Raw genomic sequence first — 26,586 nt, forward strand, 5'->3', positions numbered from 1 at the left:
TTATGCGTCAGCAAGGATGGTTTATTCTATTGTGTGATTAAGGCTTAACCGCTCTTACAATTGGATTTTGCAGACTGATAAGGGTTTCGGTAGATTGGATCTCATCAATTGACTGAATGCGGTTAATCAGTACATGTTGCAGACCATCAATTGATTGGCACATCACTTTGACAAATACGCTGTAATTACCAGTGGTGTAGTAAGCTTCTACAACCTCTTCAAGCGCATTGAGTTTAGACAGTGCAGCAGGGTAATCACCTGCACTTTTTAGGTTAATGCCGATAAAACAGCACACATCATAGCCAAGTGCTTTTGGGTTTACGGTTATTTGAGCACCAGTGATAATCCCCGCTTGCTTCATTTTCTCGACACGGACGTGAATAGTTCCTGCGCTAACACCAAAACGTTTCGCCAGTTCAGCGAAAGGTGTACGTGCTTCCTCCATGAGTGCTGAAAGAATTTGATTATCGAGTGAATCTCTTTGAAATGAAGTTTCCATAATAAATACGCAGATTAGCTAAGGTAGTGCTTGGTAATCTACGTATTTTTGTACCGATAATCTAGGGGCTGTTGAACATTCGAGCTTGGTTTTTGTTCGAATTCAATGCTTCTAGTACAAAGGTTGAGCGATAAGGCTTAGCTGGCTAAGTGAAAAGCTCATCACACATTCTAGTCATAAAAGAATAGAAGCATTGAATCGAACCCAAAGGGCAGCGTTGCTTGACTATTTTTACTGTGTTGCAGACTATTTGTGGAGAATAACTAAACGGCATAGCCTCCGCCTTGTCAAAATAGCCAATAAACTGCGGCAAAAACACCCATGAAAGATCAACAGCCCCTAGCAATTATCGCTTTAGGGGCAATTACTGCTCCCCTTCGGCATTCATAAAGGGTGCCTCACAACTAAAGGTCATTGGTTCTTTAGTAAACGGGTGCGTAATGGTTAGTGATTGAGCGTGCAGCAGTAGTCGCGGAGCTAAACGTTTGGCTAATGGATCGGCATAAAAATTATCACCCAAAATTGGGTGCCCTAATGCCATCATATGTACGCGTAATTGGTGAGAACGGCCGGTGATTGGCGTCAGCTTGACTAAGGTTGAGCGCTTTGCACGGCTAACCACATCATAGTGAGTTTGTGAGGCTTTACCTATTTGATGATCGACCTTTTGCTTTGGTCGGTTTGGCCAGTCACAGATTAGTGGCAGGTTAACGGTGCCACTTTCTGCTTTGACATGGCCAGCAACACGGGCGTAATAGGTCTTAGCTGTCTCTCGGTCTCGAAACTGTCTTTTTAGCTCCGATTCGGCGCTGCGTAGCAGCGCAACTACGATGACACCAGAGGTCGCCATATCGAGTCGATGCACGATTTTTGCATCAGGGTACTCGGCTAATACACGGCTATAAGTACTATCATTATGCGCTGGCGCTCGCCCAGGCACAGACAACAAACCTGATGGTTTATTGAGCACCATGATGTCTTGGTCTTGATGCAAAATATCTAGCCAAGGTTTAGTGGGCGGAGAGTATACAAAATCAGTCATGATAGAACCTTATTAAAAATGCGCGGCAAAGATACCTCTTTGCTGGTTATTGATGCAAGCAGATTGTCAGTATTGAAGCAACTATCTGAATATTTCTTGAGGAGGCGTAGAAGCGGTTTCGTGGCGTTAAGCTGTACTCTTCACTGATTAGCCTTAGGATCATGTGGATAGTTAACTAATATCGGATTAGTCGTTAATATAGATTAACGTCATAGCATGCAATATAAGCCACTTGCAATCAGTATCACGCCTATAATTCTGCTTGAAATTTCGCCAAACGGCAGCAGTTTTTCTAGCATGACCAGTAAAGTGAGTAGAAGTATCCATTTAAGATTCATCACTCCAGTAGCAAACAGCAGTGCCATTAAAAACCAGCAACAACCTAAGCAGGTTTGACCATGTTTGAAGCCCATCCAAATAGCGCCATCAATTCCCTCTCGCCATTGGCTGCTAATAAAGCTAATTGGCGATCGACATTGACTTAAACAGGCTTGTTTCAATGGCGTGAATTGATACAGCCCAGCTATCAACAATAATATTGCAGTAAAGGTTGAGTTCGCACTGACCATCATGCTGTTGAGCAGTGACAAATGATGCAGTGCATATTGTACTAAGGTGATTATCGCACTGTAAAAGCTCCAAGCGAGCAGATAACCCAGCATAAAGTACAGGCTAGGTGCATAGCTGCTGTGGCGTTGTTTACGTTGTTGATTGAGCTTTTCAACTAATAGAATAACGGGCGCTGCAGAGGGCAACATCATACCTGCCATCATGATAGCCCACATCACAAAAAGCATCACAATATCGTATAGTTGCCACTGCTGCACCGGGTCCATATTCATGCTCATGGCAAACACCATATAATACCAGCTCAGTGCCGTGGCTAGTAGTAATGTGAGTGCCACTAAGCTACGCCTGAGGCCGCAGGGAGATAACCACTGGGTTAACAAGTTAAGCGTTGCTCCAGTTAACAACGGCTTTCGCTGCAAATCTGCCGACATGTTCGAAGGCTACGGCGCCATAATTCATCGACATCTTATCGGTGGTACCAATGATGCCGTCATTCCACATAAAGCCGCCATCAGGGAAGGTTATATGCACATTTTGATCTTCACCTGATATTGGATTTTTCAGTGGCCGCTGCTGAGCCTCGGTTATTCCTTCAATCGAGAACCATGAGTGAGTATCTGACGCATCCATGTTGATATCGCGAATGATAGGTCCTTCAAAGGCGCTAAATGTCGTTGCTAAAGCTTCTAGTGGCATGCCGTTAGCTTGTCCCGACATAATGGTCGCCAATGCCGCAATTTGATCGCCGTTAGCCGCTGAATCGATAAACAGCACACCTTTACCATTACCTTCATGCATTGCTTGTGGCCACATGGCGGCAAATACCATTTTTAAACCCGATAAATCTAAGTCACCGTAATGACCTTTGATGATTAAAAAACCTAATACCGCTTCACAACCACCATTCTCACTGTCAGGAAAACCGCCAAATTGGCAGCCACAACCATGGCTACAACTGCAGTTTTCTATTTGGTGCATCGATAATGCCCAATCTTTAATATCCGACATACTACTTCACCTCGAATGGTTAATATTCGCTAGAGTATAGTTCAGTAAAAGTCATACGCTGTGGGCATTTGAAGCATAATTAGGGCGTTTGGGAGTGTTGTAAAATTGAGTCGATCAACTTTCAATATATTCAATCATCTACAATGGGCAACTAACAGGAGCTGCCTATAGAATAAATATATCTATTAATTAACAGAGACCAGTTAAAAGGTGATTTAGCAAAAAGTTTGAAGCGATATTCGAAAATCTACTCGTTGGATATGGGATTGCTGAGCAAGATTGAGTTACCGCAATAACCATTAAACTCCCACTGAGCCCAGCATCTTCAGGTCAAACAGGTGTCAGTCATGGTTATTGACTGGATATTTTTTAAGAGAAGCCACTGCCGTTGACGTGCATGATACAAAATGTCCACACCACAAATGCCAAACAGCAATGTATTAGCGCATAGAAGGATTGATCAAGCCGGCCCATATTTCTTGCATCCCAAATAAGCACTAAATGCAGTAACACAACAAGTGGGAACAGTGCCAATAGCGGGTAAAGGCTAAAGCTACTGGCATCGCCAAATACTAAGCGGCTGATGAGCGCCCATACAACCATACCACCAGTGATGATTGGCGGAGCTGCAACGCGGTATTGTTCAGGGTACGGAAACATAATTATGCTATTAATCCTTTAGCCGTTTTCACAATGGTTTTTGAGCAATGATTTGTGCTTTGTAGCTTGCGCTAGTTAATTCGCCTAGCAGACCTTCAGAGTAATGTAGGCAGCGCCAGTTAGCAAATAAAGCTTTTAACTCAGTCTCTTTTAATAGGAAGTTTGGGTTGCGCGGCCGACCAATGGTCGCTTGTTGGCGAGTAAAGGTCTCATAAATAATCAGTCCGCCAGGTTTAATAGCATCGATTATTTGTGGAAATAGTGGCCTATGTAAGTAGTTGAATACTATAACTGCATCATAGGAGTTAGACGGCAGTGTCGGTGGGTTCTCTGTTTCGAGATCCCATTCAAGCAGTTTTACTCTGTCGTCAGTTTGGTTAGGCTCAAGCTGGCTTAAGTCCCGATCAAGAAACGTAACATGGCAACTATGTTCTAAGAACCAGTTGCCATTCCGTCCTGTACCACAGGCTAGATCTAATACAGTACTGTTTGGAGGTAGCAAGGTTTGTAACGCGGGGAAGCCACTGATCAGCGCCGCGGCTTTAGCCTTTAACTTCTTTTCTGCCATCTATTCTGCGTCCATGTACGATTGAAAAGTGTCTTAGGCCTGCTGGCCCATGAGAGACTATCACCGACAGTAACACAATCGTAATCAGCAGTTCAGGTTTATAGTTTGCTAAAGGAATAAATAGCGCAAGTAGGCCTAACTTCACGAGAGTTAACACGCCTTTTAGTTGAATCAACCAGCGCCAATCTCTGACCACTTCCCAGAGCATCATTGCTGCGCCTGTGCTCATAGCCATAATCCAATAGATCTGCCATTGATCTTTAGGGACATGCATTAAAATGCCGCCGCCAGCACCAGTAATACCTAATATATGCAAAGCACGCAAACTGGTTTTTGAGAAGCGTTGGATCCAAAATTGCTTTTCGCTGAGCTCTTTTCTAGCCATAGTAAAATGAATCATCCTATCAATTTGAGTAAAGCTTATCAGTAATTGTGGCAAAGGTAAGCGGAGATTGATCACAGCTTGCTTATCTATCTTGAGAACGCAATTACAGTGTGCAAGACAAACTTATGAATATCACATAAACTTACTTCCCATATTATCTACTTATTTTGGATAAGGTTCTGCAATGAAAATCGGTTTTTTTAGCGCTAAGCATTACGATATGCAGCATTTTGACCGCACCAATAGCGCATTCGGTGCTGATATTGAATACTTTGATTACCGTCTATGTATGCAAACGGTGAAACTTGCAGCGGGCTTTGAAGTCATCTGCGCATTTGTGAATGACTCTCTTTGTGAAGAGGTGTTAGTGGAGCTTGCTAAAGGCGGCACTAAGATTATAGCAATGCGCTGTGCAGGCTTTAATAACGTCGGCCTAGAAGCAGCAGAACGCTTGGGGATGAAAGTGGTTAACGTTCCAGCCTATTCGCCAGAGTCTGTCGCTGAGCATACCGTTGCGTTAATGCTGACGTTGAATCGTAAAATTCATAAAGCCTATCAACGTACCCGAGATGCTAACTTCTCACTTGAAGGGTTAGTGGGCTTTAATATGCACGGCCGCACAGTGGGCGTAATTGGTACGGGTAAAATTGGTTTAGCCACCATTAAAGTGTTGCAAGGGTTTGGTTGTAAGGTGATTGCGCATGACCCTTACCCAAGCCAAGCGGTAATCGATTTAGGTGTTGAGTATGTCTCTCTTGAAGATATGTACCCTGTTTGTGACGTGATCAGCCTGCATTGCCCATTGACCGCGGATAACCATCACCTATTGAGTGAAAAGAGTTTTACTAAGATGAAGCCTGGCGTGATGGTGATTAACACTAGCCGTGGTGGTCTGTTGAATGCCCTTGATGCGATGGAAGCCCTTAAAACTGGGCAATTAGGCTCTTTAGGGCTTGACGTATATGAGAATGAAAAAGAGCTGTTTTTTGAAGATAAATCGAGTGAAATCATTCAAGACGATGTGTTTAGACGTTTATCAGCCTGTCATAACGTTATCTTCACTGGCCACCAAGCTTTCTTAACAGAAGAGGCGCTTGGAGCAATAGCGGCGACGACTTTGACTAATGTGCAGCAACTACTGGCTGGAGAAAAGTGTCCTAACGAACTTTACTAGCATGTAATCTCCATTAGTAGTGAAAGAAGCAGGTGCAGCGGGTAACGCGGTATCTGCTTTTTTGTGGCTAAAAATCGCTGACTGCTTTAGGCTAGAGCCTGATATTTATCTGAAACATGCTATTTACTTGATGTAATATCTTGCTAGGTTTAACTAATCAGCGTCTACGACTGACTCTAAGGAAAGAAAGCCGATGGTCATCACCCAAGAAACCCATGATATTTCAACTGCCACCGGTACGATGCGTACCTATCTTTATCGCCCAGATAGCGAAGGTCAGTTTGCAACCATCATCTTTTATTCAGAAATATTTCAGCAAACCGCACCGATTGCCCGCACCGCTGCATTACTTGCAGGACATGGTTTTGTGGTATTAGTGCCGGAAGTATTTCACGAGCTTAACCCGATTGGTACTGTGTTAGCTTATGACGATGACGGCAAAGATAAAGGCAATGCTGATAAGTTCACTAAGCCGTTAGAACATCATGATAGTGATACAGAAGCTTTGGTTGATTTCGCTCGTAGCTTGAGCTTTTGTACGAGTCAGGTTGGCAGTATGGGAGTGTGTATTGGCGGGCATCTGGCATATCGAGCTGCGTTAAACCCTGACATTCTTGGTGCATTCTGCTTATACCCAACTGATATCCATTCCAATACGCTACCTTGTGAAAAAGATAATGATTCACTGCCTCGTACTGGCGATATATCTGGCGAGTTGGTTATGGTGTTTGGCAAGCAAGATCCGCATGTTTCTAGTGAAGGCCGTAAACTTATCTATGCCAAACTAGAGGCGACTGAGCGCAACTTTAGTTGGCATGAGGTGAATGCCCAGCATGCCTTTATGCGTGATGAAGGTGACCGTTATGATGCGGCAATTGCATTGCAGATTTATCTACAAGCGGTAGCATTTTTTCAGCGTACTTTGAAATAGTTTGCAGAAAGGGTAGCGATAAAAAAGGGCGATATTTGTCGCCCTTTTTTATTTTTAGCAAGGATTCATACCAATTGCATTAAGTATTTGACCATTTCAGAGCCCTCAGCCTTTTCAATGCAAAGCAGAAGTGGAAAGACTGAAGGGCTCACGTAGTGCGGCTGAGGTTAAACAAATTGGCAAAACGCTGTATGCTTCGCTATGGGATTTGGATATACGACTAAATGGTCTATTTTGTTCCATAAAAAATAAGACATTCCGGCCCTCCTTGGCGGTCAGATTTAGGAGGTACGAGACCAAGGATGGTCGAAGGTAGAATAATGCAGGAGCAATTATCGAGAGCGAAGCAGGATGCCAGAGCCGAGAATAACTATTAACTCAAATCCCACTACTTGCCTACAACGTTTTGAATTCCCGCTGAATGGTCAAACTTTTAATGCAATTGGTATCATTAGCTTTGCTGATATTTTACCAGTTCATCTAAATCTACTCGTGCGATAAAAGTATCATCTAAGTAAAAATCCACATGCTTATCTTGCTTGAGGCCTGACATCAATTGCTGGCTGCCATCTTCATAGGTGAGCACCATCAGCAATGTATTCTCATCTTTTGCTTCAATGGTCGCCTGGGTCAGTTTAACCTCAGGAAGCGGTGCTTTCGTTAGATCATCGTTTAAGTGTTGATTGACTTTGAATATTGCCTCTACTGGCATATCGACAACAGCAGGAGAGCGGCCTGTTACTGGGTTTGTTCCTGTCCAGAATTCAATGCTATTAACAATAAACAGGTCTGCTGTTGCTGCGAGCCCATAGACTGGGCTCATTAAAACAAATAAACCAGCACGGCCGTAGCGATTATCGACGGCACTTAAGTTACCTTTGGTGACCATCGCACTCAGCCCCATTTGCCCCATACAGCCCGTCAATTGACTTGTCAGTAATCCTGTTAGTACTAGCGTAGATATTTTCTTTTTCATAGGTAGATTCTAGTTTTTAGATCATTTAAGCAGGAAGCTGATTGTAAGTATTAGCGCAAAATGAATTGCGATCGGCTTCTCATTATTAGGTTGATATTTTGCTGGGTAAGTTATCTATTTGTGCTGCTATGATAATGATTCTGGGTACTTTGGGATTAGTAGCTGAGCAATGACTTTATTAGTAAGGATAGTGTTACGTGCTAGTAGGTGAGGAATTGGCTTTATAAGGGCAACTTTGACTGTTTTCATCCCATTCAATTGTTATTCAATTTAACGCATAATAGCTACCGCTATTACTGGAGAGCACATGTCAGAACACCAAGTATTACATCAAACTGAAGATCAATACGGACCACTCATCGTATTAGACGATAAAGAGAGCAGGATTTTAGCTTTCGCTGAGCATGATGAGCAAAGCAAGCTACTTAAAGCGGCGCCGCATATCCCGCAGCACACCTATGTACAAGCGATGTTACTGGTATTGCTCTATAGCCAACCAAAAAGTGCCATAGTACTTGGGTTAGGCGGAGGCGGGCTTATCCATGCTCTGCGTCATTTCGACGCAGGTATTAAGTTGACCGCGGTCGAGCTGAGAGCTGATGTGATTGAAATTGCCAAACGCTATTTCCAGTTACCCCTTAGCAAGAAACTTAAGCTGATTAACCAAGATGCGACTCAGTTTTTGGCTACGGGTGAGCATAAGCGGGTTGATATCATTTTTACCGATATCTATAGCGCCGAAGGTGTCGATGCCGCGCAGGTATCAGAAGCATTTATCGCCCAGTGTGCAGCGCTAATAAAAGCCGATGGTTACTTGGTACTTAACTGCTGGAAAGAGCACAGCAAAAATCGAGAACTATTAGCCTATCTGGAACAATACTTTGTTGAAGTGCGAGCTTGCCTCACTGGCAGCGCTAACTGGGTGGTGATTGCGGGTAAAGCTAAGCGAGATATCAGTGCTAGTGGACTTAAGCAACAAGCACAAGTCTTGTCACAAAAGCTTGATTTTCAGTTGGGGCGTTCTCTCAATCGATTTGATATTTGGGAGTAGGTGAAGCCTCTTTGCTATTTAGAACAAGTAAATTAGAACAACAAAGTTTCCACCGCAGAAGTGGATGTTATTCGCTAATTTCTAACTCAATTTATACAAGACCACTCACAGCAATATTAGCGCTGTCGGTGGTACCGCTTTTCATTTTACTCTCCATTCGGAAAAACAGATTAAGATAATAGCTTTTATCCGTTATATTAATTTCTCGTGCTGCTCTATTATTCTCACATCGGAAACGAACTGGCTTAAAGAGACTCATCATCACTCACCCTAGTTTGTTGAATTATAAAGACTCATCATCTTATTTTTTAATTTTTAATATTTAAAACGGAGCTTCACATGACTCAATCAATTATCAACTCAACGATCAAGCCTTTTTCAGCAACTGCTTTTCATAAAGGTGATTTCCACCCCGTGACTGAGCAAGACCTATTAGGCAAGTGGTCAGTAGTCTTCTTCTACCCAGCTGACTTCACCTTTGTTTGTCCTACTGAACTAGGCGATATGGCTGACCATTACGAGAAGCTACAATCTATGGGCGTTGAAGTTTACTCAGTATCAACTGATACTCACTTTACGCACAAAGCATGGCATGCAAGCTCTGATACTATTAACAAAATTCAGTACCCAATGATTGGTGACCCAACTGGCGCAATCACTCGTAATTTCGGTGTGATGATTGAAGAAGACGGTCTAGCACTTCGCGGTACTTTCGTTATTAACCCAGAAGGTGAAATCAAAGTGGCTGAAGTACATGACCTAGGTATTGGTCGCAGTGCATCTGAATTGGTTCGTAAGATTCAAGCTGCTCAGTATGTTGCTACTCACGATGGTGAAGTATGTCCAGCAGCATGGCAGCCAGGTGAAGAAACACTAGCACCATCAATTGACCTAGTAGGTAAGATTTAAGCGATAGATAAATGAAATCAGTGTGCTAGCGAGCCCCATCTCTTGTTATCACATTGATATTCATCTTCGAATTAAATCTCCATTGTTCAGCTTAGCGCCCCCTGCAGTTTAAGCTGAACAACCCTTAATTACTAACCGTTAGTCGCTGCACCTTTTTATTTTCGATTCAGTTTTATTTTATTTCTTATATTTATACCCGTGCTACCTGAAGATGCAGGGTTCAGTGGCATTGTGCCAGTCCACTTCGTTGTTGCACTAACTTAAAAGGGAATAACCATTTCCACATTAGTGCGCCTAGAATTGAACGGGCACAATGCCTCTGAAGCGAGCATCTTCAAGTAAAACGGGTATAAGCGCAGGCTTACGACCACGGCTGTCTGTAAGTTGACCAACCAGCATTGCTTTACCTTATTAGGAGTCATCATGTTAGATGCAAACGTAAAAAATCAACTGAATACTTACCTGCAGAACCTCAAACAGCCAGTTGAGCTTGTTGTATCTGCCGATGACAGTAAAAAAGCCCAAGAACTTAAATCACTTGCCAGCGATATTGACAGCTTATCGCCACTTATCTCTGTCACAGAAAAAGTGGGTAAACGCACGCCCTCAATGGCGGTGATAAACCCACAGCTTGGCAGTCAAATTACCTTCGCAGGTTTACCTATGGGCCATGAATTTACCTCTTTGGTATTGGCTTTACTGCACAGCGGCGGACATCCAATCAAGCTCGATGCGGATGTGATTGAGCAGATCCGCGATCTTCCTGGTGAATATCAGTTTGAAACCTATGTATCGCTAAGCTGCCAAACCTGTCCTGAAGTTGTGCAAGCGCTCAATATGATGGCGGCAATTAACCCTAATATTACTAACGTGATGATTGATGGCTCTTTGTTCCAAGATGAAGTCAATGAGCGAAATGTGATGGCGGTTCCTTCGGTATTTCTTAACGGTGAGCAGTTCTCTATGGGGGCAATTAGTACTGTAGAGATCCTTAACAAACTAGACGTTAATGCAGCCGGTCGGAAAGCTGAGCAACTTAATGAGAAAGAACCATTCGAAGTCTTAGTCGTCGGTGGCGGACCTGCTGGTGCGTCAGCAGCTATCTACGCTGCTCGTAAAGGTCTACGCACAGGGATTGTTGCCGATAAATTTGGTGGGCAAGTGGCTGAAACCGTAGGCATTGAAAACTTTATCTCTGTTAAAGCGACTGAAGGCCCTAAGTTGGTGGCAAATCTTGAAGCACATGTTCACGAATATGATGTAGATATTATGGATAGTCAGCGCGCATTGAGCTTAAAGTCAGGTGAACTGTTTGAACTCACGCTGGAAAGCGGCGCGGTGCTGCGTAGTAAAACCATATTGTTAGCAACTGGTGCACGCTGGCGTGAAATGAACGTCCCTGGAGAACAAGAATACCGTGGTAGCGGCGTAGCATACTGCCCACATTGTGACGGCCCACTGTTCAAAGGTAAACGTGTGGCGGTCATCGGTGGTGGCAACTCAGGTATTGAGGCTGCAATTGACTTAGCCAATATCGTTGAGCATGTCACTGTACTGGAATTTGATAATTCCTTGCGCGCAGATGACGTTTTGCAGCGTAAAGCCAAATCAATGGGCAACATTGAAATCATCACTCAGGCAATGACCACTGAAGTAACCGGTGACGGCAAACGAGTTAACGGCCTTAACTACACCAATAGAGCTACAGGCGAGTCACACCACGTTGAACTGGCTGGCATTTTTGTACAGATAGGTTTGGTGCCGAACTCTGAATGGTTGAAAGAGACAATTGATATGACGGCTAGAGGCGAGATAATTGTCGATGTTAAAGGTGAAACATCACTGCCAGGCGTATTTGCCGCAGGTGATGTGACCAACTCAGCTTATAAGCAAATTATCATTGCAATGGGCAGTGGCGCTACCGCTTCACTGGGGGCGTTTGACTACCTTATTCGCCACAATGTTGATGAAGCGGTTGCAGCATAACGCTTAGTATTTTGTTTGCTCGACTTATTTATCTCGTAAGAGCCAGTGTTTACTGGCTTTTTTTATTGGAAAACTCAACTAACATTGAAGGAGTGAAATCGTTATCAATACTAGGGCGTTAGTCTGAACAGCAACCAATATAAACATCAGCTCAAAATTGAAACTCAAAAAATCCTTCAGACAGGGATCTTTTGGGCGATGTATATGACGCTGTTTTTGGTGTTGGTAGTGATACTTAATACCTATTATTTTGCCCATGATATCTATGATCTCAAAGATATTCTACCTGAGCTAGCGCCAGTGACCTTGTTAGTTCTCATAGGCTTTGCTGCAATTAAATTAAGGCATATCGATAGCGTAACCCCCAAGCAAAGCCAGCTCTTTTTAATGTTGCTTATTTTAGCTTGGTGTTATCTGCTGTATGGGCTGATTCAATTATCAAGCGAGCCTCTACCTGGCATAGAGTCTCTGGCTGATATTCTCGTGATGGTGTTCGTGTTTGCCTTGTTTCCCAATCGACAGGTGATGTTACTCGGTATTTTACCCTTTCTATTGTTCTCCTGTTTTTATCGATTACACGAGTTTCCTGAATCCCCTGTATATCCACTAACAAAATTCGCCTGTGTATTGGCGATAATCATCTCTGGACAAAAAATTATTTCTGGCTGGTTTATTAAGGCTGTTATTCGTGATTTTGAAAAGCAGAAGCTGGTTAAACAATTTAAACGTTTAGCACTCATCGATGGGCTTACTAACATTAGCAATCGCCGTCACTTTGATGAGATTTTGAGTCAAGAGATACGCGTTTCCGAAAGGAATCATCATGCGCTAACGATTATCCTGATTGATATCGATTTCTTTAAACGACTTAATGATACGTTAGGGCATCAAACGGGTGATGAGTATTTGATCAAGGTGGCGGAAGTGATTAGTTCTGCGGTCAATCGTCCGCGGGATTTAGTCGCGCGTTATGGCGGCGAAGAGTTTGTTATCGCCCTGCCCAATACTAATCTTGACGGTGCAATTAGAGTCTCTGAAAAAGTCAAAGAGTTACTGCAACAAGCTGAGCTACTGCACCCATGCTCAGATGTATCGGAACAAGTGACATTATCTCAAGGTTTAGCACAATGGGAGCAAGGCATGAGTCAAGACCAGCTAATAAAGGCGGCTGATCGCATGTTGTATCGTGCTAAATCAGCCGGTCGAGATCGTTACTGTTTTGAAGGCAATGATGACTAAGCTTTAGTGCTAATAATATGCCCGGCATTACCAACTGGGGCTGGAGGTGTTTCAGGCAAAGCTGCTTCAATCAATTTTAGCGCAATATCACCCTCAATTTTTTGCTGCTCTTTAGACATCTGCGCGACTTTCAAACCGACACTACCGTGGCTCATATTAGGTTCGAGATTTGGGGTGGAGAGTGAAATAGTCATAATGGACTCGTGGTTAAGGGATTCAAGCTTCTATCGGCGCTGCACACTGTAACTTAAGTGCTTGTTTGTTACAGTGTGTATCGCCGTTTTAGCTTGAAAATTAACTTAGCTTTTTATTCCTTTTTTCTATCAATTTGCGAGTCAAAGTGATGATAAAGGTGAGTACTATAGAGCTTAAGATAAGTCCAATTGCCAGTACAACGTTTTGCAAGGCCGTTGGATCCATCGCCAGCATACCGCCAAGTCCAACCATCATGATGCCTGACATTAACTTTAATGTTTGTCCCTCTTTTTCTGTGAGCTTACGTTTGCCCAAAGAGATACTGAAGGCGATAACAATAATGGCCAATGGAATGACATAGACAATGTTATAGAACACTAAGTACATGTAGCGCTCTGCGGCCTCTAAATCATGCATCGACAACACACTGGTGTAGATCATTGGGAAGCCAGCAGTGCAAAGCAATTCATAAGCATTAGCTAGTATTGAGAGCACCACAGTACCGGCTATCATTGCGGTCATGCTACTCGCACTGGTGAGTTTGCCCATGCGTTTAATGAGTCCCGTTCGATTTTCTGCAGACATGGAGAGGGTGACTTCCCCTTTAGTAAAGAAGTAGTCTTTTATGTTCACCGCCCCCGCAATGAGCGCCAGAATACCTGCCCCGAGAATGATTAAACCGCCATCGCTTCCAGCGCCAAGTAGTTGGAAAATATTCAGCCAGGCGCTCATAAAGATAAAGTAGATAAAGCCTGAGAAGAACACAAAAATACCACCAACAATGAGCATTCGAGTGCGGCTTTTGGCGTTAACCATTATCGATAATAGGAATAGCAACACGAAGAATGCGCATGGATTAAATGCATCAACGCCAGCAAGAACTACGGTTAACAATGGCAGAGACATCTGTTCTGGGTGAACCACGCCCACAAGTGGTATTTCTACTGGCTGCACATCAGAGGTACTGATGTCGCTGGTAGTCTCAAGGCCTAAATCACAGGTGCCTTCATCGGCACTTTCACTACAAGTTTCAAAAAATGCACCGGCAGCTGGTGTTTGTACGGCATAGCTATTGCCGTCTTCTGGCTGCAGCTTACCGCCAAGGGAGGTGTAATAAGACTTTAATCGGCTCACTAAGAATTCGCCAGTAACCGCTTGGCTGCTATAACCTACTACCGCTTTTTCGCCGCTAGCAAAGTAGGGCACTGAGCGGGCTTCGGTACCTGTTTTACTGGCAATATCTTGCCAGATTTCCATAGTACCCGGATCTGACACTAAATGTTCTTCCACTTCGATCCACGGAAAACGTTCAGGCAGACTATTAATAAAAGGGTGTGCTTCTTTACAGTGTGGGCAGGTTTGCGACCAGAAGAAGTGGAGTTTAACCTTTAGCTCACCAGCATCATTGGTATAGTGCCAAGTTGTAGGTTGCTCTGTGGTGGAAGCTGCAAAGCTTGGGAGTGAAAAACTCGAAAATAACAGGGTAGCTAAGAGTAAAATATATTTCGTCATAGGGACTCCGAATTGGCAAATGACGTAGAGCTAATAGGGTTAATTGTTATTTTACTGAATCGTAATGTTATTGGTAAATAAATGTGTCAGTTCTGCGGCGAGATTCTCGAATTAATAACTTTTGGGAACAGCAGTTTGTTTTTAATAATATTTTGAAACTTTCCTTGGTGTTGAGAGTCTGCTATTTAAGCCTGTTATCAATTAGATATATTCAATGAATCGTTGAAGGAGCATTTACCTGATGTTGATAACTCACAAATTCTGCAAGTGTCATTGCGCCATAAAAACATAATCTAATGATGCACTCAGCATCAATGCTGCAACATAATATGTTGCAGTTAGCGCTTTAAAACGTTATCTGCGCTTTATTGAGTGATAACCGTTGGAGTCTCAAGCTTTGCCACTCGCAAGTTTGACTCTTGTTCGGGGAAAGCGCACCAATGTATGGCAACTGAACGATCGGTATTAGTACTAGCCGTTAAAATTCTACTGATAATAGGCGCAGAATATTCAGACTCATTGAGGTAAGTTCTAATACGATCCACTCTACGATTTGCCAACCATTTATTATACTGACGCACATCTTCACTGGGCTGGATCTTATTTACTTTAAACTCCAGTAATAAGTAACCTGATTGTTTGGGAGGATGAGCAATCAGTTCATCAAGCTCAGAACCGTACTTACTGCTGAAGTAAGAGCTATTTTTAGCATACGGAATATCAGTAATATGGACTTTTTGGTTACACTGCGCCATCACTGAGGTTGCAGTGAGACTGATGAAAATTAGCCACGTAACAGTTATAAACCTCATTTCTAACATTCCTTTGTAAAATAAAAGACTTAAAAATACTGTGTTGGCAGCATTATACGTTGATTTTATCGCGAGGAATTTATGCTATTGTGCAGTTGATTGCAATGGAAAATTGTATTTTTTTAAGACGAAAGTACTGCAAAGTAACGCTGCAATATGAGTGTCATTAAATGGTCGCCCGATTTCACTCGGCTAGCTTTAACTGTGACCAATTTAATGACAATTATTTGACTCTTTTTTGAGCAAATGAATTATGCTAATACTTGCTTATTTACTGTCAATTCAACCTCAATATTGTTACGTATTGCATTGGAGTATGGGCATACTTGATGAGCAATACGAACCAATTCAACAGCGGCAGATTGTTCAAGTTCAAGCTCAATTGCTAGCGCTGCTGAAAGTGAAAATCCACCTGATTGATTAGCGCCTATACCAATTGTTGCGCTTACCGGTGCCGCACTAATAGCTATTTTTTGTTCACGAGCGACATGTAAAATAGCATTTGAAAAACATGCTGCGTAACCCGCTGCGAAAAGCTGCTCAGGGTTAGTGGCATTGCCGGCTCCGCCCATCTCCTTTGGGTAGCTTAAATTTACTTCCAGTAGGCCATCTTCTGTTTTAGCGATGCCGTTACGGCCAGCAGTAGCATTTGCAGTTGTTTGGTAGATAGTTTTCATAATTAGTTCCCAGATTTAAAATTGCGCGCAATTCAATTGCTGGCAAGTTTACCTCGATTTTTATGTTTAACGCAAGTATATTGTGCGCAATTAAATTGTTAGAGTATTTTTAGATGGCTAATGACAGCATGCGCGACCCACTTTGTTTAGATAACCAAATCTGTTTTTCGCTGTATAGCGCGACCAATGCAATGGTGCGAGCATACCGACCATTGTTGGAGAAACTCGATCTTACCTATTCACAATATTTGGCGATGATGGTGCTGTGGCAAAGTGATGGGATTAGTGTGAAAGATATGGGCGAACAACTGCATTTAGATTCTGGCACGTTAACTCCGTTATTAAAACGTTTAGAAACTAAAGGCTTGGTGATAAGAGGCAGAAGTGAACATGATGAAAGAGTGCGTGTACTGAATATCACCGCTGCTGCCAGAGTCTTAAAGTTGGAGGCTGAAAAAGTACCCGAGCAGATGAAATGCCAGATCCAGATTTCAGAGGCCAAATTAATGCAGTTAAAGTCGCTTTGTGATGAGGTATATAGCAACTTAACTGAGTAGCTGATTTTTTCTTAGCCAACCTTGCATTACAGTGCCAAGAGAAAGCTTAGAATTGAACAGTAGTTTAACTAGGTTACTATTTAGCGTGCCGTCGACTCCGAAAAACTAACAAAAGGCTGTGGCATAGGGTAAGTTAGATAATACTTAAGACAAGCTAATTCACGCATGGAGGTGGAATGTCGACAGTCGATCTGGTTATCGTAGGAGGCGGCATTAATGGAGCGGGTATCGCCCAATGCGCAGCCGCTGCAGGTTACAGTGTTATATTACTGGAAAAAGGCGTGGTAGCAGGCCAAACCTCGGCTAACTCCAGCAAACTTATTCATGGCGGTTTACGTTACCTAGAAACGGGCCAGTTATCATTAGTTAAGCAGTCGCTTGCTGAGCGTCGAGCCCTGCTAAAACTTGCCCCATCGTTAGTTAATCCTATCCCTTTTTATATCCCTGTTTACGAAAATAGCCGTAGAGGTGCGGTTGCGATAAGAGCTGGTTTGAGTATGTATTCAATGCTCAGTAAGTTTGATGCTTTAGGTCAGTTTAAATCAGTTCCTTCAGTGCACTGGGCAAAAATTAAAGGGCTTAAGCTCGATGGGCTTAAGGCGCTTTACCAGTATTGGGATGCGCAAACAGACGATAAATTGCTGACAGAGGCGGTGGTTCGTAATGCACGTAGTTTAAGTGCACATGTGCTTGAGCACGCAAAGTGTACTCAAATCGAGCACTTGAAAAGTCATTGCGTAGTGCACTATCAGCACCAACAAGCGTTGCATAAAGTTGAAGCGTTAGCGGTGGTTAATGCGGCAGGGCCTTGGGTCAATGATGTACTCGATTGTGTGACACCTGCTGTTGCTCCATTGCCGATTGAATGGGTGCAAGGTAGCCATCTACTGCTCGATATTGACGCTGCCGATGGTATTTTATATCTGGAGTCTTGTTTCGATAAACGGGTCATTTTCGTGATGCCCTGGAACGGAAAAACCCTGATAGGCACCACTGAAATTGTGCTCGATGAAATAACAGGGCGACCGACACCGACAACTGATGAAATTGATTACTTACTCGGTATTTATCAGCACTATTTTCCAACGATGGGTGATGTTGATAGCTTAAAAGCACAAATTATTGATACGTTTTGTGGTGTACGAGTGTTGCCTAAACAGCAGGGGAATGCCTTCGATCGTCCTCGTGATACCTTGCAGCAAGCCACAGCATCCCATCCACATTTGTTGACGCTATATGGCGGTAAGCTAACCACCTATCGCACCACGGCAGTCGAAGTGCTTAACTGGGTCGAGTCTCATATTGGTCGGCGTAATGTATTGGCGGACTTTAACCAGTTACAGTTAGACTGATAAAATTTGGCATTGTGTTTAGCGCTTCATTAAACTGTCATCTTTGTGTCATATTCTTTGGCGAATTTATTATTGGCATTTTAGGACGTTGAACATGCTGCAAATATTTATACGATTTTTCTCATTAGGGTTAGTGTCCTTTGGCGGCCCTGCAGCCCACATCGGCTATTTTAGGCAGACATTTGTTCAAGAACTGCAATGGCTTGATGATAAACACTATGGCAGCTTGGTGGCACTAAGCCAGTTTATGCCAGGCCCTGGTTCGAGTCAGGTTGGCTTTGCTATTGGCTATCATCGAGGCGGCTTATTAGGCGGCATTGCCGCGTTTTTAGGATTTACACTGCCCTCATTCATTTTGCTATTTTTACTGGCGGTGACCAGCAGTCAATGGCTGGAGTATTCTATCACTCAAGGGGTGATTCATGGTTTAAAACTATTGGCCGTTGTGGTGGTTGCCGATGCGATTTTAATCATGTTTAAGCAGTTTTGTCAGCGAAAAACAGCCAAGTTATTGATGGTGTTAAGTTGTGTGGTTATTTTGCTGCAGCCTTCAATGTTAGTGCAATTTTCACTGTTAATTATTGCCGCAATAGTGGGACGTTATTATCTGTCGGCAGCCGACGATAAAGAGCCATTAGCGAATGTCAGCCCAGCACCAGCAACAGAGCCTGTGCAGCTTAACTTCTTCTGGTTAAGCATTTTTGCTGGCCTGCTTATCGCTTCGTTAGTGGCTATTGGCTTATCTAAACAAGCTGGCATAGGTACCCTGACAGAACTGTTTAGCCAGTTTTACCAAGTTGGTAGCATGGTATTTGGTGGCGGCCACGTGGTATTGCCACTGCTGCAATCGAGTATTGGCGATGCGGTTAATAATGATCAGTTCTTAACAGGCTATGCATTAGCGCAGGCAGTGCCGGGACCTATGTTCGCCCTAGCGGCATTTCTTGGCGCCGAAATTTGGATCTCACAACCGTTAGTGGGTGCGTTAGTGGCAACCTTAGCCATATTCCTACCGGGCTTTCTACTGATGTTAGTTGCGCTTAAAAGCTGGCATGCCATCAGCAGTCGCCCTAAAGTGACTGGGGCAATAGCTGGGGTTAATGCGACGGTAGTGGGCTTCTTGTTAGCTGCGCTGTACAACCCTATTTTTAGTAGTGCGGTACTGTCACCACTGGATATGGCATTAGTGGTGTTAGGTTTTGGTTTGTTTAAGATTTTTAAACCGAATATCTTTATTTTAGTTGCAGGGTTTGGCGTTTCAGGAGCGATGATCTCAGCGATTATTTGATAGTTTTTTTATAAAAACATAACGCAAAAAAAAGCCGCAGACTTATACTTATTGGTATAAATTCGCGGCTTTTTTCATTGCTGTATTCGCTACGTCAGCTCTGCGCTCATGGGAGCGGTAACTTTTTCAACCTTCACCGCACAGACCTTAAACTCAGGGATTTTAGCCACTGGATCTAACACATTGTTGGTCAGTTTATTTGCTGCCGATTCTGCAAAGTGGAACGGCAAGAAAATCACCCCAGCTTGTGCCCGTTTAGTCACAAAGGCATCGATCTCTATCTCACCGCGACGGGTAGATAGCTTTAACTTATCGCCGTTGTTTATCTGCAGCTGCTCAGCATCGAAGACCGATATCATCACCCGTGGCGCGCCCAGTTCATTAAGTCCTGGCGTTTTACGAGTCAAGGTGCCGGTGTGGAACTGCTCCAATAAGCGTCCGGTCGACAACATCAGAGGGTATTCATCACAAGGCATCTCTGCTGGTAAGCGATATTGCACTGGGCGCATGTTCCCCTTGCCATGGGTAAATTGCTTGCTGTGCAGTATTGGTGTGCCTGGATGGCCTTCTGCTGGGCAAGGCCACTGCAAACCCTGTCGGCCATTGGCTGTTTCACTGTCGATGACTTTCCAAGTAATACCACGGTATTGCGGTGTCACTAAGGTTATTTCGTGCCAGATCTGACGTTCAGATTGATACTGCCAGTCTTCACCCATCTTTTGTGCGATCTGCTGCACTATCTGCCAGTCATTCATCGCCTCGCCCGGCGGCGTTACTGCTGGTAGCAGTTGCTGCACTCGGCGTTCGGTATTAGTAAAGTGACCCTGTTTCTCAGCAAAGGCTGCAGCAGGTAACACCACATCGGCAAGCTCTGCGGTTTCAGTTAAGAAGATATCTTGTACCACCACAAACTCTGCCGCTGCTAAACCAGCGAGAACATGCTGTTGATCTGGATCGCTCAGCACCGGGTTTTCACCCATCACATACAAGGCTTTGAGTTCGCCATGGGCAAGCCCATGCATCATTTCGGTGGCTGAAACGCCTTTGTCTGAGCAAAGCTCATTTTTGCCCCAGGCCTTTCTAAAGCGTTGCTGAACCAAAGGATCATTGAGTTTTTGGTAACCGCTGAAGTAATTTGGCAGTGCACCCATGTCACACGCACCTTGAACATTGCTTTGACCACGTAATGGGTTAATACCTGCGCCCTTAATGCCGATATTGCCGCACAACAGCTGCAAGTTAGAGATAGCAGTGACATTGTCATGGCCTGAAGTGTGCTGGGTGATCCCCATGGCATAATAGATGGCGGTCTTGTTAGCGGTGCCAATTAATCGAGCCATCTTGATAATATCAGCTGCGCTTACGCCGCAGATTAACGCGGTATTTTCAGGGCTATAATCGTCACTCATCACCTCGTCGAAAAGCTGACTGAAACCTTCAACACGCTGTTGAATATAATCTAAATCGTGCCAGTCGTTTTTGATGATCTGCTGCATAATTGCATTCAGTAGCATTACATCGGTGCCAGGCCTTTGCGCAACATAAAGCTGGGCTTTATCAGCAATAGAAACCTTTTTCGGATCGGCAACGATTAAGCGTGCACCATGATTTTGTAGTGCCAGTTTTATGTGTGAGGCAATGATTGGGTGCGCACTTTCAGTATCTGAGCCAATGATAAAAATCAGATCAGACTCTTTAATGCTGGGAATGTCATTGGTCATTGCGCCACTGCCTAAGCTTTCACGCAGGGCGGTAACGGTAGAGGCATGACACAACCTTGCACAGTGGTCGACGTTGTTATTGCCAATCACACTGCGAAATAACTTCTGGAACAAATAGTTATCTTCGTTAGTGGCCTTCGCCGACGAAAGTCCCGCTATTGATTTGCGACCATGCTCGGCTTTAATGCTAGTGAACTTCTGTGCAATTAAGCTGATAGCTTCTGGCCAACTGGCAGGCGTGAGCACTCCCTCTTTGCGAATTAACGGTGTGGTGAGTCGTTTATCACTGTTGATAAAATCGAAACCAAAACGTCCTTTCACGCACAGCATACCAGCGTTGACGGGTGAATCTGTGTCAGCGCTTATGTGGCGGATTTGATTCTTCTGTTTATCTACATGCATCTCTACTCGGCAACCAATACCGCAATAGGTGCAAATAGTCGACACCGTTTCAAGTGGCGCTTTTAGCTCGGTCGTTAGCCCTTGGGTTTTATCTCGCGAGTCAACCAGCGCACCTGTTGGACATACTTGCACGCAGTTACCGCACTGTACACAATCGCTGTCGTTCATGGTCGCGTTAAAGCCAACTCTTGGCGCATTGCGCTTGCTTGCCCCTTCTATAACGGGCAGCGCTTGATAATGATCTTTCTCAAAACAAATTGCGTGATGTCCGCTCGCACCTTTGCAGGTTTCTACACAGGCACCACAGCTAATACAGCGATTAGCGTCGAAAGTAATAAATGGCGCGCTATTGTCGACACTAAAGTGCTGTGCTTCGCTAATATCGAGCTCTTCAGCTTTGACTTTGTACTCAGTGGCATAATCGCGCAGTTTACAATCGGTATTGGCTTGGCAAGCACACTCAAGGCAGCGGGCTGCTTCTTTCATTGCTTCATCGGCGGCAAAACCAAGCTCAACTTCACTAAAATTTAATGCCCGCTGCAGTTTGGCAAGCTCCGGCATTTTACTGCGTGGTTCAATGTTTGTATCGGGATACATGGTTTGAGCGTTGAGCGTTTCAAGTTGACTGGTCTTGCAGGCTTTAGTCGAGTTAAAAGGCTGCTTTTCAAGTTCGCAAGTAAGGCCTTGGGTCAATAGTTTCTCAATTGCATCAGAGGCCTTTCTGCCATCAGCTACGGCTGCAACCGCAGTGGCTGGGCCCGTGCGTGAGTCGCCAATCACAAACAGTTTATCAAGTCCAGCCGCAAGCCCTGCAGACATTGTATGCTCGCAACCTTCAAAGGTATTCCAGCGAGTGAGGGCAATCTCACCGGTGGCCAGTTGACTGTCAGGATGGTTGAGAAACTCCATATCTGGCGTTTGAGATACTGCAGGGATCACGGTATCAAAGGCTTCGGTAAAGGTTTCACCGGTTGGTTTTGGCGAGCGGCGACCAGAACTGTCAGGTTCGCCGAGTGCCATCACTTCGAAGGTGACCCGGTTAACGCGGCCATCTTCATCGCTGTGATTCTCAATAGGATTGGTTAAGAAGTGAAACTTAATCCCTTCCTCTTCCGCTTCATGGATCTCATAAGGCTCAGCAGGCATCTCATCGCGAGTACGGCGATAAACTAAGGTGACATCTGCGCCATCGCGTTTGGCGGTGCGGGCACAATCTATGGCAGTGTTACCACCACCAATAACGGCGACTTTGTTGCCTGTGCGGTACTGTTGTTCGGTACAATAATCTTTAAGGTAATCGACGCCCAAGTAGCAGCCATCAAGTTCAATACCGGGGTAGTTCATCGGCACCGCTTTTTGTGCGCCAATCGCTAAGCAAACGGCGTCATAACCACTTAGTAGCCCGTTTAAATGAATATCTCGGCCGAGGCGAACATTGGTTTGAATGTCTAATCCATTTTTACATAACAGCGCTATCTCTTTGTCGAGAATCGCTTTCGGCAAGCGGTACTCAGGGATGCCATATCGTAACCAGCCGCCAGCTTGGGGCATAGACTCAAACACGGTAACCTCATGACCATTATTAGACAGGTAATAACCCGCTGAAATACCCGCAGGGCCGCTGCCTATGATGGCGACTTTCTTATTGGTCGGCGCTTTTTTAGGTGGCACATATGGATTATCGTCTTCAAGATCGAGATCCGCAGCGTGACGCTTTAGCTGGCGAATCGCCACAGGCTCGTCGACTAAGCCACGTCGACACTCTGTTTCACAAAATGCCGGGCAAACACGGCCGATAGATAGCGGCAACGGCAGCGTTTGTTTGATGACTTTAACCGCTTCTTGATGATCGCCTTGGGCAATATGGTACAAGTAAGATTGCACATCAACACCTGCAGGACAGGCGGTTTGGCAGGGCGCTTCACAATCTGCAAAGTGGTCAGAAAGTATATTGTGTAATGCCGCTTTACGCTGTTTGCTTAGCGCTGCAGATTGAGTGCTAACTTCAATATTCTGAGCATCTAAATCGGCAATTTTGGTTTCGCAGGCGCGTACTGAACAGAGCTCACCGTTGGCTGATTTAAGTTCAACATGGCACAAGTCGCAATGTTGTTTAGTGTTAGTGACTAAAGAGCCTGCTGGGCTTTTACACAAATTAGGGATCGCGATATCGGCGTTTAACGCAGTATCGAGTATGGTGTCTTGTTGATTGGCAGTGAGGGTTTTGCCATCAATAGTGATCTGTTTCATCGCAAGGGCCTTTTAGTTATAGGGCTCACAGCTTGCGACAAGGTATTGAAACACTAAGTCTCAATTGTCACTGCGGCGCTTTGAATGTGGACTCGGCGAAATGAGTGACTTTGAGTATACCTGTGCACCTTTTTTACGCAGAAAATGCAGCTTAAGTTTGTGCTAAATTTGCAAGCAAATTCACAAAGGCTAATAGAAGTGTGCGCTAGCTGGGTGGCGTGGTTTGGGGAGTGTGCGCTAAGTCGGGTTTTCTATGCGTCCGCTAACAGCTGCACCGATACACCAAGCTGCGCTGGGCCAGAGTTGCTGCGCATAGCCCACCTCTAGCCAAGGGAAAAGCGCTTGGTTTCATAAAAATCAAACCCTCAGCGGCTTGGTGAAATTTCCCTTGTTAACCAAACGTTGGAGCAGGGGGGGGGCGTTATGTTATTGATTAATTGACAATTTTTGGTTATAGAAGGAAATATGAATTATGGGTGGAAATATGTAAAAGTGTGAGAGAAATTTAAATTATAGCAAAACCTATTTTCAACCGTACCAGCATATTTTTAAATTTCAAAGAGTCAATGGCTAGATGGATTACACATGGTAGCGTTACCCAGTTTTGGTAACGCTTATTAGTTATTTATTACCAAGAAATAAAGAAGCAGAATCCCCAAAAACAACCACCGATTTGTCCAGCAAAAACTGGAGCTGCTGTAACTGTTGTTAGAATAGCGAATGTGCCTAGAAGTTTATTTTTCATTTTTAAATCCTTTTAGTGTGTTAAGAGTGTTTTTTAATATAGAGTATTCTTAATAATCTAACTAAGTATATTTTTATGATGCTAATTTTATTTAAATTAAATATATATTGATGACGTTAATGTTATTTAGATTTAGTATTTTTACGTAACTTTCTTGTTCAGTGCACGGGCCACATGTGAATAACTTACTAACTGAAACATTAATAAGATAGCCTTTTTTTATGTCAATACCCTGGTTGTTAATTGACTTTAAAAGCAATGTGGTCATTTTTTTTATTTTTATTCTATCATCTTCTTCAATATCTACTTTTAACTCATTTTTATTTAGTTTCATTAGGAACTCACTGAGATGGCTGAAGTTTTCACCAGTTTCAAAATACAGTGGAGTTATTTTTTTTGAAACGAAAAATGTTTGAGGGAATCTGTTTGGAAGATCTAGTTCCTTCCATTCTGTTCTTTTGAAATCAATGTTAATAGCAAAGGCGTTAAATGAAAGTAAGTAAACAATTATAAATGAAAATAGTGTTCTCATCCGTGAGGTACCTCTATGTGTAAATGCTGTGTTATATACAATATGTTAACGAGTTAATTCTATCAATAAGTAGTTCGTTTTATATTTCAGCTCTCAGTATTGCCTGAACAAATACATAACCACCCATAGTTAATGGCACATATACCCCCTCCTACTATACTTGATTTGAGTATTTAACAAGAAAGTTGTATGCCGCGCCCAAGACGAATTCTCATTAGTATTGAGCACTATGTTTGGTAAGAAGACCCTATTATCACTGTTGTAGCCGTGTTGTTCGGCGTGCATGCTGTAGAAGCAGAAAGTGTGTGGTGACGATAAATACACTGGCAAAAACTACGACCATCGCCGTGGTTGGGTCAAAGAACAAATACTCAAGCTAAGTGAGGTATTTGCTATTGATGTCGCAGCTTATGCTGTGATGAGTAATCACTTGCATGTGGTGCTTTATATTGACCTTGAAATGGCGAATAGCTGGTCAGATAGAGAGGTTGTAGAGCAATGGCATAGGTTGTTTAATGGTACAGCACTCACGCAGAAATTCGCTATAGGTGAAGTTATCGATGAGCATTTAGTGGTGCAACTCAAACACCTCATCGCAACTTACCGCTCTAGGCTCAGTGATATAAGCTAGTTTATGAGGTGCCTCAATGAACCGATTGCTAGACAAGCTAACCTTGAGGATAACTGTACCGGACACTTCTGGGAGGGGCGCTTTAAGTCTCAGGCATTGCTGGATGAAGCGGCTGTTCTAGCTTGTATGGCGTATGTCGAGCTTAACCCCGTACGCGCTCAAATAGCGTGTACACCTGAAAAATCAGGCTTCACCAGTATCAAGTTAAGAGTCAAAGCGGCGCTGAGCGGTGAACAGCCCAAGCAGCTGTTACCCTTTATTGGTAATGAGAGGGTACATCAGCCTAAAGGCATTGCTTTCTCACTAAAAGACTACTTAATTCTGGTTGATGAAACGGGTCGAGTTATCCGTGATGACAAGCGTGGCGCAATATCTTCCAGTGCAGAAGCTATCCTCAATAGGCTAAATATTCCAGCTGCAAATTGGATTAAAATCGTCGCCGAATTTAGCCAACTATTTCGTGGTCCTGTGGGGACGCTGCAAGAGTTGAGTCGTTACTGCGAACACCTCAACAGGCGACGACGGCATTTTTCAATCAGTTGCGAGCATATGCAAAGCTACTAACTCTAAATGTTACTAAAACATCAACTGACCTCAGACAAATTCGCTGAGTTAACCAACAGCACTTCTCTGAAAGCTATTTCAACCAAATTTCATCATTTTTTGCATAATTCACACTTAGATTCTCTTGAACGAGTAATATTCATGATAAGAATACGACTAGGTCGTTGAAGTCTAGCTCCTAGCTCGTTATGTTGTTGATTATCAATGGCTGGCTAATGATTATTTTGAACAAGCCCGTGTTTGTAGGGAGTGATACCTTTTACATAGTTAATAGCGGCGCGAGAGTTCGCGGGTAATATATAGACCCCCATTGTTAATGGCAATCACATACATAGTCAAAAGGAATTGAA

Annotated in this window: 23 protein-coding genes and 1 pseudogene; 10 read left to right on the forward strand and 14 right to left on the reverse strand. The window is 43.7% G+C overall.

Features of this window, described 5'->3' with window-relative positions; genetic code table 11:
- Positions 1-37 precede the first annotated feature (37 nt).
- From asnC to L2730_RS00915, 7 genes are all read right to left on the reverse strand, one after another.
- Positions 38-499, reverse strand: coding sequence for a transcriptional regulator AsnC (asnC, locus tag L2730_RS00885; RefSeq protein ID WP_248972860.1), 462 nt, complete (start codon positions 497-499; stop codon positions 38-40).
- Positions 500-863: 364 nt separating this feature from the next.
- Positions 864-1,541 carry a bifunctional tRNA pseudouridine(32) synthase/23S rRNA pseudouridine(746) synthase RluA gene (gene rluA / locus L2730_RS00890; RefSeq protein ID WP_248972861.1) on the reverse strand — a complete coding sequence of 226 codons (678 nt, stop codon included), beginning with the start codon at positions 1,539-1,541 and terminating at the stop codon, positions 864-866.
- Positions 1,542-1,750: 209 nt separating this feature from the next.
- Positions 1,751-2,446 (reverse strand): DUF2182 domain-containing protein, encoded by a 696-nt coding sequence (locus L2730_RS00895; protein WP_248972862.1) that lies wholly within the window; start codon positions 2,444-2,446, stop codon positions 1,751-1,753.
- A 46-nt stretch (positions 2,447-2,492) separates the two neighbouring features.
- Positions 2,493-3,119 (reverse strand): DUF1326 domain-containing protein, encoded by a 627-nt coding sequence (locus L2730_RS00900; protein ID WP_248972863.1) that lies wholly within the window; start codon positions 3,117-3,119, stop codon positions 2,493-2,495.
- Between the two features lie 369 nt (positions 3,120-3,488).
- Positions 3,489-3,779, reverse strand: coding sequence for a hypothetical protein (locus tag L2730_RS00905; RefSeq protein WP_220735813.1), 291 nt, complete (start codon positions 3,777-3,779; stop codon positions 3,489-3,491).
- A gap of 28 nt (positions 3,780-3,807) precedes the next feature.
- Positions 3,808-4,347, reverse strand: coding sequence for a class I SAM-dependent methyltransferase (locus tag L2730_RS00910; protein WP_248972864.1), 540 nt, complete (start codon positions 4,345-4,347; stop codon positions 3,808-3,810).
- Positions 4,322-4,732 carry a hypothetical protein gene (locus tag L2730_RS00915; protein ID WP_220735815.1) on the reverse strand — a complete coding sequence of 137 codons (411 nt, stop codon included), beginning with the start codon at positions 4,730-4,732 and terminating at the stop codon, positions 4,322-4,324. Before L2730_RS00915 ends, L2730_RS00910 begins: the two co-directional genes overlap by 26 nt.
- Positions 4,733-4,916: 184 nt before the next feature.
- On the opposite strand from L2730_RS00915, the gene L2730_RS00920 reads away from it, so the two are divergent.
- Together L2730_RS00920 and L2730_RS00925 are read left to right on the forward strand one after the other, a co-directional pair.
- Complete coding sequence (locus L2730_RS00920) at positions 4,917-5,906, forward strand: 2-hydroxyacid dehydrogenase (RefSeq protein ID WP_248972865.1); 990 nt, start codon at positions 4,917-4,919, stop codon at positions 5,904-5,906.
- A gap of 193 nt (positions 5,907-6,099) precedes the next feature.
- Complete coding sequence (locus L2730_RS00925) at positions 6,100-6,837, forward strand: dienelactone hydrolase family protein (RefSeq protein ID WP_248972866.1); 738 nt, start codon at positions 6,100-6,102, stop codon at positions 6,835-6,837.
- Positions 6,838-7,288: 451 nt separating this feature from the next.
- Here L2730_RS00925 and L2730_RS00930 read toward each other — a convergent pair whose 3' ends face one another.
- The gene (locus L2730_RS00930) at positions 7,289-7,813 is read right to left on the reverse strand and encodes a DUF3332 domain-containing protein (RefSeq protein ID WP_248972867.1); all 525 of its coding nucleotides are present in this window, start codon (positions 7,811-7,813) and stop codon (positions 7,289-7,291) included.
- A gap of 307 nt (positions 7,814-8,120) precedes the next feature.
- Between L2730_RS00930 and L2730_RS00935 the strand changes: the two genes are divergently transcribed.
- From L2730_RS00935 to L2730_RS00950, 4 genes are all read left to right on the forward strand, one after another.
- Positions 8,121-8,864, forward strand: a complete 744-nt coding sequence (locus L2730_RS00935; protein ID WP_248972868.1) for a spermidine synthase — start codon at positions 8,121-8,123, stop codon at positions 8,862-8,864.
- Positions 8,865-9,203: 339 nt separating this feature from the next.
- Entirely contained in the window at positions 9,204-9,773 is a 570-nt protein-coding gene (ahpC, locus tag L2730_RS00940) for an alkyl hydroperoxide reductase subunit C (protein ID WP_248972869.1), read from the forward strand.
- Between the two features lie 423 nt (positions 9,774-10,196).
- Positions 10,197-11,759 (forward strand): alkyl hydroperoxide reductase subunit F, encoded by a 1,563-nt coding sequence (gene ahpF / locus L2730_RS00945; RefSeq protein WP_248972870.1) that lies wholly within the window; start codon positions 10,197-10,199, stop codon positions 11,757-11,759.
- 171 nt (positions 11,760-11,930) lie between these two features.
- Positions 11,931-12,998 carry a GGDEF domain-containing protein gene (locus tag L2730_RS00950; RefSeq protein ID WP_346347806.1) on the forward strand — a complete coding sequence of 356 codons (1,068 nt, stop codon included), beginning with the start codon at positions 11,931-11,933 and terminating at the stop codon, positions 12,996-12,998.
- On the opposite strand, the gene L2730_RS00955 is transcribed toward L2730_RS00950, so the two are convergent.
- The 4 genes from L2730_RS00955 to ohr all read right to left on the reverse strand — a co-directional run bounded on the left by L2730_RS00955 (position 12,995) and on the right by ohr (position 16,194).
- Positions 12,995-13,192 (reverse strand): cytoplasmic protein, encoded by a 198-nt coding sequence (locus tag L2730_RS00955; RefSeq protein WP_248972872.1) that lies wholly within the window; start codon positions 13,190-13,192, stop codon positions 12,995-12,997. The two genes, L2730_RS00950 and L2730_RS00955, sit on opposite strands and share 4 nt — an antisense overlap.
- A 100-nt stretch (positions 13,193-13,292) precedes the next feature.
- The gene (locus L2730_RS00960; RefSeq protein ID WP_248972873.1) at positions 13,293-14,705 is read right to left on the reverse strand and encodes a cytochrome C biosynthesis protein; all 1,413 of its coding nucleotides are present in this window, start codon (positions 14,703-14,705) and stop codon (positions 13,293-13,295) included.
- A 365-nt stretch (positions 14,706-15,070) separates the two neighbouring features.
- Entirely contained in the window at positions 15,071-15,517 is a 447-nt protein-coding gene (locus tag L2730_RS00965) for a hypothetical protein (RefSeq protein ID WP_248972874.1), read from the reverse strand.
- 251 nt (positions 15,518-15,768) lie between these two features.
- Positions 15,769-16,194: an organic hydroperoxide reductase Ohr gene (ohr, locus tag L2730_RS00970; RefSeq protein WP_248972875.1), complete on the reverse strand. Its 426-nt coding sequence runs from the start codon at positions 16,192-16,194 to the stop codon at positions 15,769-15,771.
- Between the two features lie 113 nt (positions 16,195-16,307).
- Between ohr and ohrR the strand changes: the two genes are divergently transcribed.
- The 3 genes from ohrR (at position 16,308) to chrA (ending at position 19,391) form a co-directional block, all read left to right on the forward strand.
- The gene (ohrR, locus tag L2730_RS00975; protein ID WP_248972876.1) at positions 16,308-16,751 is read left to right on the forward strand and encodes a transcriptional regulator OhrR; all 444 of its coding nucleotides are present in this window, start codon (positions 16,308-16,310) and stop codon (positions 16,749-16,751) included.
- A gap of 176 nt (positions 16,752-16,927) precedes the next feature.
- Complete coding sequence (locus tag L2730_RS00980) at positions 16,928-18,103, forward strand: glycerol-3-phosphate dehydrogenase/oxidase (RefSeq protein ID WP_248972877.1); 1,176 nt, start codon at positions 16,928-16,930, stop codon at positions 18,101-18,103.
- A gap of 94 nt (positions 18,104-18,197) precedes the next feature.
- Positions 18,198-19,391 (forward strand): chromate efflux transporter, encoded by a 1,194-nt coding sequence (gene chrA, locus L2730_RS00985; RefSeq protein ID WP_248972878.1) that lies wholly within the window; start codon positions 18,198-18,200, stop codon positions 19,389-19,391.
- A gap of 89 nt (positions 19,392-19,480) precedes the next feature.
- Here chrA and fdhF read toward each other — a convergent pair whose 3' ends face one another.
- Complete coding sequence (gene fdhF / locus L2730_RS00990) at positions 19,481-23,764, reverse strand: formate dehydrogenase subunit alpha (RefSeq protein ID WP_248972879.1); 4,284 nt, start codon at positions 23,762-23,764, stop codon at positions 19,481-19,483.
- 836 nt (positions 23,765-24,600) lie between these two features.
- Positions 24,601-25,041: a hypothetical protein gene (locus L2730_RS00995; protein WP_248972880.1), complete on the reverse strand. Its 441-nt coding sequence runs from the start codon at positions 25,039-25,041 to the stop codon at positions 24,601-24,603.
- Between the two features lie 189 nt (positions 25,042-25,230).
- On the opposite strand from L2730_RS00995, the pseudogene L2730_RS01000 reads away from it, so the two are divergent.
- Positions 25,231-26,236: pseudogene (locus L2730_RS01000) on the forward strand (transposase).
- Positions 26,237-26,586: the final 350 nt, after the last annotated feature.

Source organism: Shewanella kaireitica, from assembly GCF_023284045.1.
In the GTDB taxonomy this organism is placed as follows: Bacteria; Pseudomonadota; Gammaproteobacteria; order Enterobacterales; family Shewanellaceae; genus Shewanella; species Shewanella kaireitica.

Bases quoted from the DNA above. Each gene is read 5' to 3' on its own strand.
- asnC (WP_248972860.1), bottom strand. From the start codon at position 499: ATGGAAACTTCATTTCAAAGAGATTCACTCGATAATCAAATTCTTTCA.
- rluA (WP_248972861.1), bottom strand. From the start codon at position 1,541: ATGACTGATTTTGTATACTCTCCGCCCACTAAACCTTGGCTAGATATT.
- L2730_RS00900 (WP_248972863.1), bottom strand. From the start codon at position 3,119: ATGTCGGATATTAAAGATTGGGCATTATCGATGCACCAAATAGAAAAC.
- L2730_RS00905 (WP_220735813.1), bottom strand. From the start codon at position 3,779: ATGTTTCCGTACCCTGAACAATACCGCGTTGCAGCTCCGCCAATCATC.
- L2730_RS00910 (WP_248972864.1), bottom strand. From the start codon at position 4,347: ATGGCAGAAAAGAAGTTAAAGGCTAAAGCCGCGGCGCTGATCAGTGGC.
- L2730_RS00915 (WP_220735815.1), bottom strand. From the start codon at position 4,732: ATGGCTAGAAAAGAGCTCAGCGAAAAGCAATTTTGGATCCAACGCTTC.
- L2730_RS00920 (WP_248972865.1), top strand. From the start codon at position 4,917: ATGAAAATCGGTTTTTTTAGCGCTAAGCATTACGATATGCAGCATTTT.
- L2730_RS00925 (WP_248972866.1), top strand. From the start codon at position 6,100: ATGGTCATCACCCAAGAAACCCATGATATTTCAACTGCCACCGGTACG.
- L2730_RS00930 (WP_248972867.1), bottom strand. From the start codon at position 7,813: ATGAAAAAGAAAATATCTACGCTAGTACTAACAGGATTACTGACAAGT.
- L2730_RS00935 (WP_248972868.1), top strand. From the start codon at position 8,121: ATGTCAGAACACCAAGTATTACATCAAACTGAAGATCAATACGGACCA.
- ahpC (WP_248972869.1), top strand. From the start codon at position 9,204: ATGACTCAATCAATTATCAACTCAACGATCAAGCCTTTTTCAGCAACT.
- ahpF (WP_248972870.1), top strand. From the start codon at position 10,197: ATGTTAGATGCAAACGTAAAAAATCAACTGAATACTTACCTGCAGAAC.
- L2730_RS00955 (WP_248972872.1), bottom strand. From the start codon at position 13,192: ATGACTATTTCACTCTCCACCCCAAATCTCGAACCTAATATGAGCCAC.
- L2730_RS00960 (WP_248972873.1), bottom strand. From the start codon at position 14,705: ATGACGAAATATATTTTACTCTTAGCTACCCTGTTATTTTCGAGTTTT.
- L2730_RS00965 (WP_248972874.1), bottom strand. From the start codon at position 15,517: ATGAGGTTTATAACTGTTACGTGGCTAATTTTCATCAGTCTCACTGCA.
- ohr (WP_248972875.1), bottom strand. From the start codon at position 16,194: ATGAAAACTATCTACCAAACAACTGCAAATGCTACTGCTGGCCGTAAC.
- ohrR (WP_248972876.1), top strand. From the start codon at position 16,308: ATGGCTAATGACAGCATGCGCGACCCACTTTGTTTAGATAACCAAATC.
- L2730_RS00980 (WP_248972877.1), top strand. From the start codon at position 16,928: ATGTCGACAGTCGATCTGGTTATCGTAGGAGGCGGCATTAATGGAGCG.
- chrA (WP_248972878.1), top strand. From the start codon at position 18,198: ATGCTGCAAATATTTATACGATTTTTCTCATTAGGGTTAGTGTCCTTT.
- fdhF (WP_248972879.1), bottom strand. From the start codon at position 23,764: ATGAAACAGATCACTATTGATGGCAAAACCCTCACTGCCAATCAACAA.
- L2730_RS00995 (WP_248972880.1), bottom strand. From the start codon at position 25,041: ATGAGAACACTATTTTCATTTATAATTGTTTACTTACTTTCATTTAAC.